At 35.6% G+C, this 14,787-nt stretch carries 16 protein-coding genes; 14 read left to right on the top strand and 2 right to left on the bottom strand.

Annotation, left to right across the window (positions count from 1 at the left end; all coding sequences use genetic code 11):
* Window position 1 precedes the first annotated feature (1 nt).
* From J4772_RS06340 to J4772_RS06285, 12 genes are all read left to right on the top strand, one after another.
* Window positions 2-520, top strand: coding sequence for an exodeoxyribonuclease X C-terminal domain-containing protein (locus J4772_RS06340; protein ID WP_209074587.1), 519 nt, complete (start codon window positions 2-4; stop codon window positions 518-520).
* Between the two features lie 130 nt (window positions 521-650).
* Window positions 651-857 carry a hypothetical protein gene (locus J4772_RS06335; protein ID WP_209074586.1) on the top strand — a complete coding sequence of 69 codons (207 nt, stop codon included), beginning with the start codon at window positions 651-653 and terminating at the stop codon, window positions 855-857.
* A 120-nt stretch (window positions 858-977) separates the two neighbouring features.
* Complete coding sequence (locus J4772_RS06330; RefSeq protein WP_209074585.1) at window positions 978-2,120, top strand: hypothetical protein; 1,143 nt, start codon at window positions 978-980, stop codon at window positions 2,118-2,120.
* Complete coding sequence (locus J4772_RS06325; protein ID WP_209074584.1) at window positions 2,102-2,611, top strand: three component ABC system middle component; 510 nt, start codon at window positions 2,102-2,104, stop codon at window positions 2,609-2,611. The genes J4772_RS06330 and J4772_RS06325 overlap by 19 nt, the downstream gene beginning before the upstream one ends.
* Complete coding sequence (locus J4772_RS06320) at window positions 2,608-4,539, top strand: DUF3732 domain-containing protein (protein ID WP_209074583.1); 1,932 nt, start codon at window positions 2,608-2,610, stop codon at window positions 4,537-4,539. The genes J4772_RS06325 and J4772_RS06320 overlap by 4 nt, the downstream gene beginning before the upstream one ends.
* Before the next feature lie 36 nt (window positions 4,540-4,575).
* Window positions 4,576-5,871: a hypothetical protein gene (locus J4772_RS06315; protein ID WP_209074582.1), complete on the top strand. Its 1,296-nt coding sequence runs from the start codon at window positions 4,576-4,578 to the stop codon at window positions 5,869-5,871.
* The gene (locus tag J4772_RS06310) at window positions 5,810-6,955 is read left to right on the top strand and encodes a hypothetical protein (RefSeq protein WP_209074581.1); all 1,146 of its coding nucleotides are present in this window, start codon (window positions 5,810-5,812) and stop codon (window positions 6,953-6,955) included. The genes J4772_RS06315 and J4772_RS06310 overlap by 62 nt, the downstream gene beginning before the upstream one ends.
* 30 nt (window positions 6,956-6,985) lie before the next feature.
* Complete coding sequence (locus tag J4772_RS06305) at window positions 6,986-7,861, top strand: ATP-binding protein (protein ID WP_209074580.1); 876 nt, start codon at window positions 6,986-6,988, stop codon at window positions 7,859-7,861.
* An 82-nt stretch (window positions 7,862-7,943) separates the two neighbouring features.
* On the top strand, window positions 7,944-8,504 hold the full coding sequence (locus J4772_RS06300) for a hypothetical protein (protein ID WP_209074579.1): 561 nt from the start codon (window positions 7,944-7,946) through the stop codon (window positions 8,502-8,504).
* A 561-nt stretch (window positions 8,505-9,065) separates the two neighbouring features.
* The gene (locus J4772_RS06295; protein WP_209074578.1) at window positions 9,066-9,230 is read left to right on the top strand and encodes a hypothetical protein; all 165 of its coding nucleotides are present in this window, start codon (window positions 9,066-9,068) and stop codon (window positions 9,228-9,230) included.
* A gap of 60 nt (window positions 9,231-9,290) precedes the next feature.
* Complete coding sequence (locus tag J4772_RS06290; RefSeq protein ID WP_209074577.1) at window positions 9,291-10,133, top strand: hypothetical protein; 843 nt, start codon at window positions 9,291-9,293, stop codon at window positions 10,131-10,133.
* 231 nt (window positions 10,134-10,364) lie between these two features.
* The gene (locus tag J4772_RS06285; protein WP_247741036.1) at window positions 10,365-11,309 is read left to right on the top strand and encodes a hypothetical protein; all 945 of its coding nucleotides are present in this window, start codon (window positions 10,365-10,367) and stop codon (window positions 11,307-11,309) included.
* A 62-nt stretch (window positions 11,310-11,371) separates the two neighbouring features.
* Here the strand turns inward: J4772_RS06285 and J4772_RS06280 are convergent, their stop codons facing one another.
* Window positions 11,372-11,914 carry a hypothetical protein gene (locus tag J4772_RS06280; RefSeq protein WP_209074576.1) on the bottom strand — a complete coding sequence of 181 codons (543 nt, stop codon included), beginning with the start codon at window positions 11,912-11,914 and terminating at the stop codon, window positions 11,372-11,374.
* A gap of 222 nt (window positions 11,915-12,136) precedes the next feature.
* Window positions 12,137-12,343, bottom strand: a complete 207-nt coding sequence (locus J4772_RS06275) for a hypothetical protein (protein ID WP_209074575.1) — start codon at window positions 12,341-12,343, stop codon at window positions 12,137-12,139.
* Between the two features lie 342 nt (window positions 12,344-12,685).
* On the opposite strand from J4772_RS06275, the gene J4772_RS06270 reads away from it, so the two are divergent.
* Both J4772_RS06270 and J4772_RS06265 read left to right on the top strand, forming a co-directional pair.
* Window positions 12,686-13,027 (top strand): ArsR/SmtB family transcription factor, encoded by a 342-nt coding sequence (locus J4772_RS06270; protein WP_247741172.1) that lies wholly within the window; start codon window positions 12,686-12,688, stop codon window positions 13,025-13,027.
* Window positions 13,028-13,301: 274 nt separating this feature from the next.
* Window positions 13,302-14,756: a hypothetical protein gene (locus J4772_RS06265; protein ID WP_209074574.1), complete on the top strand. Its 1,455-nt coding sequence runs from the start codon at window positions 13,302-13,304 to the stop codon at window positions 14,754-14,756.
* The last annotated feature ends 31 nt before the right edge of the window (window positions 14,757-14,787 follow it).

Below are 14,787 nucleotides of genomic sequence, written 5' to 3'. Positions count from 1 at the left end.
AATGGAGATGACCTTTGGTAAATACAAAGGCAAAGAGGTTGAAGAGGTTTTTCGCATGAATCCTGGCTATTTTAATTGGATGAAAGAAAATGGGCTAAGTCGAAAGGAAGACTATCAGTATTTTATTGAAGTCGTTCCTGAACAATTCCCAGAGTCATTTGCTTGGGATATTGATATTCATTCGGGATATAGGTGTTGGTCTTGCAAACGTGAGATGGATATTTTTTTAATGTTTAATCCAGAACTTGAAAACGCATTTAGAGAAGGATATCCCATTATAAGTGCTTTATCACACTTTAAACCCACTTCACTAATACCTTTTGTTCAGCAGTACGGAATTAAGCTTCAAAACCGATTTAGTAAGACGATTGGGGGCAAATGTGTAATGCATATTTGCCCACATTGCAACATGCATCAAGGTGATTATCATGTTGTTGAAGATAATCACCAAATTACTGATGTGCGACAAACGCTAACAATTAGTTATGATAAATCAAAGAATTGCTGGCACGAAGTTTGAAATATGAACTTGTAAAATAGTAAATGAGGATGTTATACTCTCATTAATCAAATACTATTAAAGACGGAAGCACCGTCCAATCGCTATTGCGATATGGAGGGTGCTTTTTTGTCTTTTGGGAGGATTTCATATGAAAAAGAAAATGGTCGAAATCGTAACTGATGAACAGCTACTCAATTGTGTATCTTCAAAAGAAAAAGTGCTTTTCTGTTACGGAGATGATTGTGATGACACTGATGAGTCAGTAATTGTAAGGTTTGATGATGAAATCATTAAAGCAGTAAATGAATCTTACTACATTAGGGAGACTTGTCGCTTTTACACATTTGAAAATTAATTTCGGTTTGACTTATGGGATTCGTAACGAAAAGAAGGTAGTGTAGGGAAAAGCAGGAAATTTGATGTTCTATGTCGAACTATTGGACTATAACTTCTAGTACAAAGGAAGTGGACTTTATTGGCGGCTACTAAAATGGTAAAGCAAAAAAATGATGACACAAAAACTAAATTAGGCGATATATATCATTACTATGTTGTGCTTTTTCATTGTCTTGAACTAGAAGAGAATGAAACTATTTTTGTTGAGAAATTTGGAGATATCTCTATTGTCTCTGACAACAATTCCAAGAACATTGAGGTCAAACATCATGACGGAGTACATTCATTAAACGACCGAAACATTGATTTTTGGAAGACATTGCAGAACTGGGTGACATATCACCATAATATGAAAAACTTCAAGCAACTTATTCTATACACTACTTCAACTGTTGATGAACAAAACAAGTTACATACATGGAATTCAATCAAGGCTCATGAAAGGCTAGGTATCCTAGTGGATATTGGTCTGAACAAAAAGATAGCAGAAAAAGGGTTCCGTCCAATATTCAACAAAATATTCAATCAGGACGTTGAGGAAATCCTTTGTATCTTAGAAAAAATGGAGCTTTATACTAATCAGTCAAATGTTGCTGATATCGAAAAGAAAATCATGAGGAGCAGTTTTTTTAAGAGCATCAAGCGAAGTGATAGAATACAATTTATTAGTAATCTAATGGGGTATATATTAACCCTTCCAGTCGGTAAGCCACATAAATGGGAGATTACTTGCGAAGATTTTGAATCGCTTGCGTGTGAGATGAGAGATAGATATACCAAAACATCAGGTGGGCTACAACTGCCACCTAATACACCTGATGGACCAGCAGATACGGAACCGTATAACGATAGAAGATTTGTAAAGGAAATTAAAGATATTAAATACAATGTAAAGATACCAAAAGCTATTGCTAATTATTGGAGAACCCAAGAGGCGATATTTCATTCATGTTTTAATAATCCGACATTCAATATAGACTTAGGCGAATTTCAGAGGGATATTAAAGATTCATTAATGGAGTTCAAATCATCTTTTATGGATGAATGTGATGAAACGGATATAGACGATATAATCTACAAATCAAAAAGGTTATATGATAAAGCTATGGAGATGCCTGTAACAGATTATCATTCAGTTAAACCAAATCAATCTTACTTTCAAAGAGGCATTATTCATAAAGTGGTTGAGGAAAGGGGCTTTTCATGGAACGTTACCAAGTAAAAACAGATGAGGAATATGAATATATCGACCATATTCAAAACATTTCATTAAATCCATTCTACATGAGTAGAATCATTCATGCTTTTATTGCAGGGTACGAAAAATCAGCGGTTCCATTGAACCTTATATACATCGTCTTGCCATTAATATACTATCGTCCTTCTCGAAATTTATTAATAAAGGCACAGAGTAGAAGTTCTCTGAGAAGCTTGTTTGTCGATGATGTGGATAGGGCAACTGCATTAGGTGGTCTTCAAGATAGATTGCTCTATTTTCAGGATTTGACAAATCAATCTTTTATTATCGCAGCGAACGAGGGAAGAATTGCATTACGTTCTAATGGGATTCAGTTATTATATAACATCGATTATAAAGAAATTTTAAATAGAAACATGAGAGACTTTATTAGAGCGGCGCAATATTTGGGATTGATATGCTCTAGAATGGAAGTTTCGAATGTATATCGACTTCTGGGGGTAACGCTTCGATGAACGTATATATAAAATCAATTCTGGCTTTCAATCAAGAAGGTGAGAAGCGACATGTTGATTTGACTGATGGATTAAATGTAATCACTGGTGAATCAAAAAGTGGAAAAAGTGCATTGCTTGAAATTATTGATTATTGTCTTGGCAGCTCGAAATCAACGATTCCAAAAGGTGAAGTCACAAAGTTTGGTGATTTATTCGCACTTATTCTTAAATTTCCGACTTATCATTTAATCGTAGGACGAAAAAGGTTTGATGATGAGGGCAGAAAACAAATGTACCTATATCGTACATCCACGGAAGTCATACCTAAAAAATTATCAATAGAAATATTTACAGAAGAAAATATGATGAGTCTAGACCAAGCGAAAATTGAATTGGGGAAAGAATTTGGTATTGCGGTTACAAATCCAACTGAGAACATAGATAATTTTAAGAGTGACCCAAGACCTTCTGTAAGAAACATGACTTCTTATATGTTTCAACATCAGAATTTAGTTGCAAGTAAATTCGCTTTATTCTATCGGTTTGAAGACTCTCAGAAACGTGAGCAGACGATTAAGCAATTTCCAGTCTTTGCTGGATGGGTAGACCAAAAATATTATAATTATAGATTAGAGCTAGATGAACTACTAAAACAACAGAAGCGAAATGAAAAGTTACATCAATCATATAGCAAGTCAACAGATAAAATCAAAAGAGATTTGATGGATACTTACAAAAGGTATTATATGCTGGTTGGCAAGACGCTTGATGATAACTTAACACTTAATAAATTGCTCAGTTTAAGAAACAACCTTCCTGATTTCACAAGGGAAAGTTATTTATCAGAAGAGATGGAACGTAGATATGAGCAATTGAAAAAACAGCGTGAAGAACTAAAACAAAGCAGATATGACATTGAGTTGAGTATTGGTAATTTAGAGCTTAGTCATGGTCATGGACAAAATTACTCGTCTAACTTGAAGTCTTTGCAAGCAGTATTAAACCATTCCACAAATCATAATGAAAGCTATGATTGTCCCGTTTGTGGACAGGGCGTTGAAATTCTTACTGAGAAAATCATTACTTTGAAAGATTCTAAGAAATGGTTAAAAGAAGAGCTAACCAGCGTTAGAGGTCAAGGAAATGAATTTCATTTACAAATTCATAAATTAACAAAAGAAAAAGAAAAATTAAACAATGAAATAAGAAAGATTAGTAATGAAATTAGTAAAATTGAAGAGATAACCGAACGATGGAAGAAGAATAAGAAGTTGGATGAAGAAGTGATATTTGCAAGAGCAGAAATTGAAATTGAATGTAAGCGAATCGAAGAACAAGTTTCTAATCTACGAAAAAATGATAATGCTGACGAGATAAGAATCAATGAACTTAACAAGCTCATTGATGGGTATAACCTCCATTCATATAATTCGCAAGCAGAAACTTTTTTCAAAACGAATATTAGCAGAGTCATTGAAAAGCTGGACTTTGAAGATGAGTTTAGACCAGCGGATATGAATTTTATTTTGAGTACATTCGATTTATTTCATTACGATAAAGAAAGTAAGTCAAGAGTGTACCTGAGTGAGATGGGAAGTGGAGCAAATTGGCTTGCTTGTCACGTAAGCTTGTTTCTCGCACTATTACACTTTTTTGCGATTCAGGACAAGTCAGCCTTGCCACCTATACTGTTTTTAGACCAACCTAGTCAGGTTTATTTCCCTGAGAAGATTTTTGTGAATACAAAGGAAAAATCTAATGATTTCCAAAAGGTTGAGCAGATATATAAAACAATCTTGGAAGAAATCGAATTAATTGCGGAAACGACACAGTTCAAACCACAGGTCATAGTTACTGACCATGTTGGTGAGTTGGATATTGAAGGATACAATTTTGAAGATTATCTCCGCAAAAATTGGAGAGGACAAAATAATAAGTTTATATAAATATTACTACATAGAATGAAAATGGAGGAAGTATAGATGAGTATCGTATTGCCTGTTCAGGACCTAGCGTTAAGGAGCCATGACATTTCGGTAGGTTTAGGAAATAAGGTTGTGCCTGATTTCGAGGCACTTCCACAGTTAGGGCAGATGGTCAGACTAGCCCTTCATATTAGAGGATTAGCCAGGATTGAGTACGATATATTGCGGTTAGTAGCGTATCATTACTTGCAAATTGCCCCTAATGATTTAAGAAACATCGTAAAAGATTTGGCAGAGGCAGAATTTATAAGAATCTTTTCAGAAGGTGATACTTATAAAGCAATTCTTCCAACAGTTCCATATTACGATGAAATGTATACAAAAATAGGTGAGTTCGCAACAAGCGAAAAGAATTTAAACGAAGCAGAACAATTGGCTATTACTATCTTGGACAAGCTTACAAAGTCACCTGTTGCAAAACAATCACTGACCCAACTGGGGGCTGACTCGAAGCTGCTTGAAAGAAGCCTGAATATTGGTAATCAAGGAAACTATTTAATTACAAAACGTGTTAGAGGAAAAGATGTTGTACTGAGTCCTGTCTTTTTCTCTGAGAATGCTGATATTTATGCTGATTTAGTTGCAAAGTCTGGCGCAACAAGTATCCAAAGATTGCTTAAATTGATTGAAGGATTTCAAGGAGTACCTTTGAATATTATTGAAACCCGTAAAGAAATCAACGGTACAAAACTAACGGATGATGAGATATTATTATTGAAAAGACTTGCATCTGATGGTGCTGTTAAGCCACCTTCAATCTCTACAAGCCATGCTGGGGTAAATCATTTTATGTTTACACCAAAACCAGGTGATGCACGATTAAATCCTACAAAGAGGGATATATATGAACGTGCTATGGCGTTAGTCTCGGCTGTTCGGCAAGGTCAATTCCTTCCAAAAGCATATGCTATACGAAGCCCTTACGCAATTTTGAATAAATTGAAGAATAGTGATGAGGGACTTAGAGCCAATACAGAGGCATACGAACAGTACAAAAAATTAACCGTTATGAGAGTGGGAAGGCTTGAATCCACAGGTTCAAGCAATTGGCATGTATTTAAAATCAATAAGACGGAAGAAAATCTAGCTGCTTTGAATATTGCAATAGACTTGGTTGATACAGGTGGAACAAAGGGATTGGAAATTGATGATGAAGCACGTATAGCTTTGGGACAGGACCAAACTTATGTGGAATCGTTGATTGGTTCTAGGCAATTAAGAGAACAAGAATATGTACCACTTTCTGAGGAACATCAAGAGCAAATGGATAATTTATTTTTGGGAGGTGCTTAATATTATTAAAGACCGTCACCAAAAGCTGATGTTGTTAAAATACTTTGTAGCAAATAATTGGTTTCCTCATATGGAAGCAGAAATTTATTGTACAGATGGCTTGTCTGGTTCAAACGCACCGATTACTGATATTGATGTACTAGCATTAATGCCAAGTAATTATGGGAAAATGAAACTTGTTTTAGGGGATTGTAAGACTCTGAAAAGCCAATCTCCTATTTCAAGAGCATTTTGGTTGAATGGACTTATGAATTGGCTTGATGCTGAAAAGGGCTTTATATTACTGAACAAGGACATAAAGCAGGATGACCATAAATTAGCTTCCGCTAGGATTAATGTTAGTTTGCTATCTGAAAAAGACTTCGAAGTATATGCCAACTCAACGAATCCAAATTATAAAATTGTGAAAAGCGCAATTCTATCATTGGAGGCATGGGATGAGTATCTAGCCATACCCAAACGTTTTGTACATTTAAAGCCATTTGTCGATTTTGTTAAAAATGGCTTTTGGAACATTCCCGATTATAGAGTGCAATTGCGCCATACATTATTGAAAATAAGAGAAGCTAAACCAGAATTAAATCCAGAACATAAGCTCCATATAGCTTTATTCGCTGATTTAATAGCATTATTTAGTGTTGCTTTAAGTCATACGGTTGCGGAGATATTTAATCAATATTTGCTTCCTGATTCGAAGGAAAAACTATCTGATGATTTGAAGATAGTCATCTGGGGAGGCATTGAAAATTATAACTACTACAACAGTTTGTATACCTATGTGAAAACTTCTAACGACTCTGATTTAAGGCTGCCAGAGTGGGATGCTTTTGTCCAATTAACTAGACAATGTTTAGAACAGCCATTTTCAGTAAGTCACGTTCCAATAATTATGAGAGAAATTGCTTTTGAGCTGATTAACTCAAATAATGGACAGGAATGGACGTATTCAAAACAGCTTGCAAAGAATAACATGCAAGCAGCCAAGTTTGCTCTTCTAATCACAGAGTACGTTTGTAAAGCTACAAAGATTTCTCCAGAATTTAAAGAAGTATTAGTGAATAGATTGTTAAGTATTCAAGCCTAAGAATATATTATTAATGCGAGGAATGATAAATTGCTACAAGTATCTGAGACGCTATTAGATATTGAACAAATTCATAAATGGTTAGACATGTGTGCTATCAGTTACAATCAGTCGGATGTCAGAGATAGAATTACTGTTGATTTGTCTCGCCTTAATTACGTATCACCACTTGGATGCACCGCATTGCTAACAACCCTTCGTTTCCTGGATAGATATTTCTATTTGGATACAATCGTTCCTCATGTTCCTAGAATTGAAGAAACGAACGTTGTTGGCTACATGGAACGAATGAACTTTTTTAAATATTGTCCAGATGATGTGCGTTCAGCATTTGAGGATGAGATGGATATGGAGTTTCTGTATAACAGAAAGCGCAATAACAAGAAAGATTCATTGAACGAAATCACGTTATGTAGTTCCGATACTGATGTTGAGGAGTTTGATAGTTCATTAAAACGGATATTAAAACATAAAGGAATCACGCAGAATCAAGTTTCACGTATCAGTCGGATTGTGACAGAGCTAGGTTTGAACTCGATTGAGCATGGTAAACATGATGGTGAGGTCTCCTGTTATTATTGCGTACAATCATATAACAAAAATAAGCTAGGGATTGCTATCTGTGACAGTGGCATGGGGATTGTGGAGAGTTTGGAGCCTTATATAGATTCATTTGACGATGATGATGTCGTAAGGCAAGCCATTTTTACAACTGCATCTTCACGTGGCAAAGAAAGAGGGAAAGGGTTGCCAGATGTAAGGAATGTCGCTTTAATGCTTGATAATGCAAAGTTCTATGTAAGAACGCATAGGAAGGCTTATCAAGTTTTTAGTGATAAAGTAGAAGCCTTACATAAGGGAAAGTATTTTTATGGTACTTACTACTATATCGTGGTAAACCCTTGACTTTAAATTGATACAACTGATATAGTATCAATGAGTGGATTTCAATTCTTGTTTTGAAGTCAAATGGAATGGTGGATAATTTATGATGCATTTAAACTTATTGAGTGAAGGGCAGGAGACAGTTAATTTACTTTTTAGACCCAAGTTAATCCCACTTAGAGAAAGATTAATGGAACAGATGGGTCACGCACCAGTAGGCACTACTTTTTATTACGATATGAGTCAAGTTGAAGGAATAAATGGCTCTGGAATCGATGAGATTATTGCCAAGCCAATACAGGAATTTATTAAGCATTACAAAACAGATGATAAGTATTTGGTACTGATGAACTTAAACAAAGAACATGACCACATCTATAACATCAATCTAACGCTTAAAGAAGAGAATGTGACAGTAGTTGGCAAGCAGAACGATAACATTGAAATCATCGGGAATATTGGTGATTCGTTAAGAGAAATTCTGGTCATAGCTCATGAGCTTAGAGAAGTAACTGCACGTGATATTGCGGATAGATTGGACAAAAAGCTTAATTTAACTAGCACTCAATTAAATAAATTGAATGAAATGCGCTTATTGAAACGATATGAAGTACAGCTCGAAGAAGGCGGTAGGCAGTACATATATCGTAGTTTATTTTATTAATGGAGGGAGACCTCCATTTTCAAAAAATGGATTTCAATTTTACTATTGAACTCTCCCGAAAAGAGAGTTATAATCAAATCAGACTTCAAATTCAGAATTGAACTCTCTGCGAAAGAAAGAGAGTTAAAATTAAATCGGACTTCAAAAACGGAATTGAAATCGAGGAGGAGGTGAGATGATGAACAAAATAAAAAATCGTAGGTTCTGTCGAGAACCCACGATTTGACAGCAACGAATCCATCGTGCCTGCCTATGGAATTAGAGGTGATTTCATAATACCACGGTGGACAAGTCTCGACAATCCATCACGTTATGAAAGGAATGATAAATATGATGATATGCCGTAAGTTTATTACTCGAAAAGACGGTACACGTGTCTATGCAAGCCAATTAGGGCTAGAAGCGATTTGTTTCGAGGTTTCGGATGAAAAGCATCAAGCTTATCTTGATAAAAAGAAAAAAGATAAGTCGACAGATAAATAGAGGTTAGAAAAAAAGTTTGACTCCGTGGCAGGGGAGTCTTTTCCCTATAATCCCAATATACAAGGCAGGTGAAAAAACATGGCTAAAAATACAGGCAGTGGTTTTCGTAAAGGTGCAGTAACAAATCGTACTCAGTTCCAAGCACCTAATGGGAATTTCGTTAAACGTGACGCTTCTACTGGACGCTTTATGGACCAAAAAACATCTGGTGGCGCATTTAAAGGCATTCGTAAGGAGAGCTAGATTAAAACAAGAGTGGGTTAATCATAGCCCACTCTTCATTCGAACATTAGGAGAGGTTTCATGGTTGCTTGGTTAGTAAACTATCTAGAACATAACTGGATAGACATGGTGAAGGACATTCTGATTGGTTTAATCGCTGGTTTGATTTTGGCTCAAAAAAGTAGGAACGATGGAATTAACAATCAAACGACTGTCCGAGAAAGTGTGCAATACATAACCCAAACAGTTGTTGTTAATTATCCAGAGAGAACTAGAAGAAGACCAGATAATAGCCGTAAATCAAAAGAAGATGATAACTCTATTATTGGTGTTATGGCTGTTGTTACAATCGTATTATCCTATTTATACGTTAAGTATCATTCAGAACTGATGAGCTTTATGACGAGTTTAATTATCATTGGCGTTGTAGGCACTTTGACCGTTGCTGTTAAATTGTATAGAAACAACAGTTATGATAACTTAAATCGCTTATGGACATTGCAACTGATTGGCATTTTGGCGTTCGACTGTATTCAACTGGTTGTCATGTCTAAACAGGATACCTCGTTAATATCTACACTTAGCTTATCTGAATTTTTCAGTACAGCGGGTATTGAAGGAGTAGCTAGGTTTGGTATTGTTGGAATGGGTTATATTTTAAGCCTACTGCCCAATGTCCTTCTTTTCGTGTTATTAATACACATGCTATCTGTTAACTTGAATCGTGCGTACAATGACAGAGTGACAGCATTTTTCATACGCCACACCGTAAAAATTACAACGAAACCATATCATGTGTTGGTGGCATTGGTGTTGTTGTGTGGCTTCTCATTATTCTACTCAACAGGTTATGTGTATGACCTCATTCAAGGTCAGCAGGAAAATGCAATGAATCATCTTGAACAAACCTTAAAAGTAAAGTAGGCATAAAAACGACTCGATGGAGTCGTTTTTTCTATATCAAGAAAAAATTTTATCATTGGTTTAGTTGATTTGTATGTATGCAATATGTGTTTGGGATTCATTAAAGATATTTACAAAAGGTCTTTATAAGGGAATTAGAGTTGACGTGCTATTGGAAATAGTAGACAATTAATGTTGTGTCATAATTATAGAATTTCATTCTTGATTATACTTGTAGGAAGTGATTGGATAATGATGTATCAGTCAGCCGATACAAAGAAATTGGTTATTGAAATCATTGCAACACTTGTAAATATAAAAGGCACGATGTATGAACTGATTCTAAAACCAGCGGGAATTAACAAAAACTACTTTCAATCGCTAACCAAACAGAAAAATGATGCAGGAAAATGGTTGACCAAGAGAGAGATTGCTTCGAAAATTATTTCTGAAATTGAAACTCATCCAAGCTATGAGAAAATCATGCATTCAATCATTAAGACAGCATCTGAGTTCAATCAATTCCATATAGCAAAAGATGAATATGAAGCCCGTGCCACTGTTCAAAAGGCAAGAGAGGTACTTGGAGTCCTAGAAATTTTGGAGAAAGAGGAAACTAGGAAAAGGGAACAGGCTAAGGAGAAAACTGAGTTAGAAAGAGCTTCGCAAAAAGAACAAGAACTAGCCAAGCAATTGCCATTGCTACTTCTTGCCTTTGATAGTATTTCAGGAAAAAGTGCGAATCCGCAATTAAGAGGGGTCATGCTTGAAGATATCGTTAACAGATTGTTTAATACGTATGATTTAACTGAACAGCTTACAGTTGTACAGGCTTTTAGACGTAATGATAGTGGTGAACAAATTGATGGAGCCTTTAAACTTGATGGATGGCATTATATTGTGGAGATGAAATGGACGACTCAAGTTTCAGGCATAAGAGATTTGGACTCGTTATCCGGGAAAGTCTTACGTTCAGGCAAGCAGACGATGGGAGTATTCCTTTCTGTTAACGGTTGGTCATCTCATGTTGTGGACTTAATTAAACAGAACCCAGATAAGTCTATCCTATTGATGAGTGGGTATGATTTAAGAATTGCTTTAACTAGGCAAGTGGATTTGATAAAGATGCTTCATAAGAAGCTTTCTAAGTTAAATCTAGAGTCTGAACCATTTTTTGGGGCAGAATCTATGATTTAAGAAGAAGCAGATACCACAATTCAAAGTGGTGTCTGTTTTTATAGAATCAAATTCTAATGTATCTAGGTCAAAATATTGAAGTTCCTCCTGTATTGAGTCACATCTACCACTGATGTATCATCCAATGCTTTGAATTTAGATAGCTTACGAATATACCACTTATCTTCATTAATGGAATGGGATATATATAACTTGACCTTCTCCTTACTGGGTATAGCTTGTTTTAAAAGAATTGAGAATTCTTTAACAGGAAATATGAAAATATCTCCTTCGTATTGGTTTGGCTTTGATAAAACATAAACGATAAATAAGTTGTCGTTGTCAATATAGTTATCGAACTCATTTGGATTTGTGATTTTCCACGATGTAAAATCAAAAAACTTCTGTTCAAATTCAGTTGCTGCAATATGTAATTTTCCGAATTTAACTTGAATTTCTTTAAATACTGTTTTGTTTTCTATTCGTTTACGTAAAATCAAATCTACTTTGTCAATATCTAAGAATCTGCTGTAAGGATTCCATCCTTGCTCGAAAAACTCCACTTTTGCATAAGTCTCACCAATGATTTCATAATGACCAGCTTTTGCACTTTGAGATTTATCCATTTTATAAGGCTCCCTAATTATGATGGTGGATAGATTTAGATTTAAAATATAAGCCTCTATGGATTCAATGTCCATAAAGGCGGGATTTATTTGTATTAATGAACAGTATTAATAAATGATGAACATGCCTTGATGTTAAATAAGAATCATTAAAGATGCATTGTATGAACTGAAGAAAATGAATATAAACTGGGGTGACAGTCAGCCGCCACCCCCAAAAGACTATTCTTCTTCCTCGTAGTCTACCTTATCAGGGTCAAGACCCATTTCAATAATAACTTCTCTTAAAGACGAATAATGCATTCCAGCGTCAATATTATATTGGTCAGTTACATCATTATCGTCATCATCTTTAATAGAGATAACCTGAAACATACCTCCAGCACCTGCACGTTCGCTTGTTTCCCAGTCAAGGTTGAACTTAAACATTTAATCATTCCCCTTTGCTTCATTGTTAGCAATCAAGGTGTTTGAGTGCTAAATTAATTGTAGCTGGATTTTAATGAGGTAGCAAGTGGAAACATGAAATGAGTATTACACCTATTGAAGGTAAGGGTAAGGTACTGATATGAGTATGATTGAACTGAACATCAGGGGTTGGCTCTTATACGTTAGGGTTGTGAAATGTCTGTTTCTCATCTATTGGATACTGGAGTTGAATGTGTTGCAGCTTATTAGTGTATTTCATATTTCAAAATGATTTGTAATGGTTTAGGATATAATCAAATGAATGTTTGATTATATTATAAAGCGAGGTTACATAAAGTGAGTATTAAATCAAATGACATATGTAATGTCTCATGCTTTGATGAGCATAAGGTCAGACGTGTAAAGCAATCCATTCAGGAAGATGAAATATCAAATATGGTCAAAATGTTTAAAATTCTGTGTGACGAAACGAGACTGAAGGTTGTTTACGCATTATGCCAAGAGGATGAATTATGTGTATGTGATGTGGCTAATATTATTTGCTCTACTATGGCGACAACATCACATCATTTAAGAAGTTTAAAGATGCTTGGTATTGCAAAGCATCGAAAAGAAGGAAAGTTGGTTTTCTACTCATTAGTGGATAAGGATATTCGCAAGTTAATCGAAGTAGCATCTTATTAAATTCGAAGAATTTATTAAATTGGCAACATTTATCACAAACGAATAGCTGATTGAGTTTCCCATGTGCTTTTTTTATATCAGCGAAAGCTGATTACATCAGCAGCCCTTCCCATGTGGGAGGGGTGTTTTCTAGTACACATTAAACATGTATATGAACTTTGTTAGTGTGGAAGGAAATGAAGACTTTAAGGAGAATACAATTAAAGACGCTGTTCTTTTGGGTCTTTTGACTTATCGACCTTGTCGAAATGATTACTTTCAAAAGGAGTTTTTTATGCAACCAGAAGAAGAAAAAAGCATCGTTGTTGAGGATACAACAACACAATTGCAACAATCAATTTCCAGTTTTAACGCACCACTCTCTGGATACCTTCAAAATTTAGGCTTACCAACGGATAATATCTTATATCCAATTGAGGAGCGAAGGAAAGTTATAGATTCACTAGGCAATGCATTATCCCATTTGCCAATGTCAGAGCGTGAGCGAGCTTCCTATCTAACCAAATTCGCTGTCGCTATTACTATTGGTCTTTTTGATAGCGCATTAAACTACCTTTGGAACGAGACAGTAAATGCATTACGGAAATTGGTAACTGATTTTGACTTAGCTTACTACTATTCCGTTGCGGAGAAGGTTAATCCACGATATAAAGGCTTATCTGAACCCGAGGATTTAGAGCAAGTTAGTGAACACGACACATTGGAAACGTGTCGGCGTATCGGCATCATAACTGATTTTGTATACAAAAAGCTTGAATTCATTAACTACATGCGAAACCATGCTAGTGCTGCTCATCCAAATGACAATGACATTAATGGATATGAGATGTTGGGATGGCTTGAAAATGCAATTAGATATGCCATTACAGCAACTCCAGACGTATCTGCGGTTACAATTAAGCGACTCCTTGACAACATTAGAACGGTTAATATTCCCGATGATGATTTTGTTTATATTGGCGAGGAAGTAGCTAAGTTGCCCCAGGAGCGGATTGATGATTTTCTTTGGAGTATTTTTGGAATGTTCACTGACCCAAAGGTAACGGCTATTCCAAAAGATAATATTCGAAAGCTTGCAAAACATGTATGGGATGCAAGTTCAGACAATCGGAAGTATGATGTCGGTTCGAGATTCGGCGTATACCGTAAAAATGGTGATGTGCCAAAGAAAGATGCAACCGATGAATTTCTAGTCATTGTCCAGGGTGTATCATTTAAAGATGAAGACAGCTTGGCTGGTGAGCTTATTGAAAAACTTGAAATGCTAAAAAGTGCGCATGGTGGCATGAATAACTTTTATAATGAGCATCCCCATGCAATGATGCTTGGTGAATCTCTTCCACCTTCGGGTGCTGTTCCGAGAGCGGCTAGAACCCTCTGGGTCAAAGTTATTTGCAAATGTTTCATTGGTAACGGACTTGGTTATCGAGAAGGTGTGGATGAAGGCGCGTTGCCTTATTATAAGAAATATATTATGGCTTTTGGTGAAGCAGAAATCATTGAGTTTATTCATCTAATGGCTGACTCTGAGTTTACCTTTGACTTAGATAGAACAAAACCTGACGCTCGTATACGAACATTAGCCAAACATTTTTTAGGAAAACCAACTAATGTTCACATTCAAAAAATCCTGACATTAATTAAGGACTTCCCTGCTTTGAAACTAGAGAAAGCTCATAATACAAAAGAGTTTTCTGACTTGATTAGTTTAATTCCACGATTCAAATAGATAGTTTAAGGTTGGATTCCGAAAGGAATTC

This window comes from Cohnella sp. LGH, assembly GCF_017671885.1.
GTDB classification, from domain to species: domain Bacteria; phylum Bacillota; class Bacilli; order Paenibacillales; family Paenibacillaceae; genus Cohnella; species Cohnella phaseoli.
This window is presented reverse-complemented; position numbering and strand designations above follow the sequence as displayed.

Coding starts and splice junctions, on each gene's coding strand:
- J4772_RS06275 (WP_209074575.1), bottom strand. CDS start 12,343: ATGTTTAAGTTCAACCTTGACTGGGAAACAAGCGAACGTGCAGGTGCT.
- J4772_RS06300 (WP_209074579.1), top strand. CDS start 7,944: ATGATGCATTTAAACTTATTGAGTGAAGGGCAGGAGACAGTTAATTTA.
- J4772_RS06290 (WP_209074577.1), top strand. CDS start 9,291: ATGGTTGCTTGGTTAGTAAACTATCTAGAACATAACTGGATAGACATG.
- J4772_RS06295 (WP_209074578.1), top strand. CDS start 9,066: ATGGCTAAAAATACAGGCAGTGGTTTTCGTAAAGGTGCAGTAACAAAT.
- J4772_RS06315 (WP_209074582.1), top strand. CDS start 4,576: ATGAGTATCGTATTGCCTGTTCAGGACCTAGCGTTAAGGAGCCATGAC.
- J4772_RS06280 (WP_209074576.1), bottom strand. CDS start 11,914: ATGGATAAATCTCAAAGTGCAAAAGCTGGTCATTATGAAATCATTGGT.
- J4772_RS06320 (WP_209074583.1), top strand. CDS start 2,608: ATGAACGTATATATAAAATCAATTCTGGCTTTCAATCAAGAAGGTGAG.
- J4772_RS06325 (WP_209074584.1), top strand. CDS start 2,102: ATGGAACGTTACCAAGTAAAAACAGATGAGGAATATGAATATATCGAC.
- J4772_RS06265 (WP_209074574.1), top strand. CDS start 13,302: ATGCAACCAGAAGAAGAAAAAAGCATCGTTGTTGAGGATACAACAACA.
- J4772_RS06335 (WP_209074586.1), top strand. CDS start 651: ATGAAAAAGAAAATGGTCGAAATCGTAACTGATGAACAGCTACTCAAT.
- J4772_RS06340 (WP_209074587.1), top strand. CDS start 2: ATGGAGATGACCTTTGGTAAATACAAAGGCAAAGAGGTTGAAGAGGTT.
- J4772_RS06285 (WP_247741036.1), top strand. CDS start 10,365: ATGATGTATCAGTCAGCCGATACAAAGAAATTGGTTATTGAAATCATT.
- J4772_RS06310 (WP_209074581.1), top strand. CDS start 5,810: ATGTACCACTTTCTGAGGAACATCAAGAGCAAATGGATAATTTATTTT.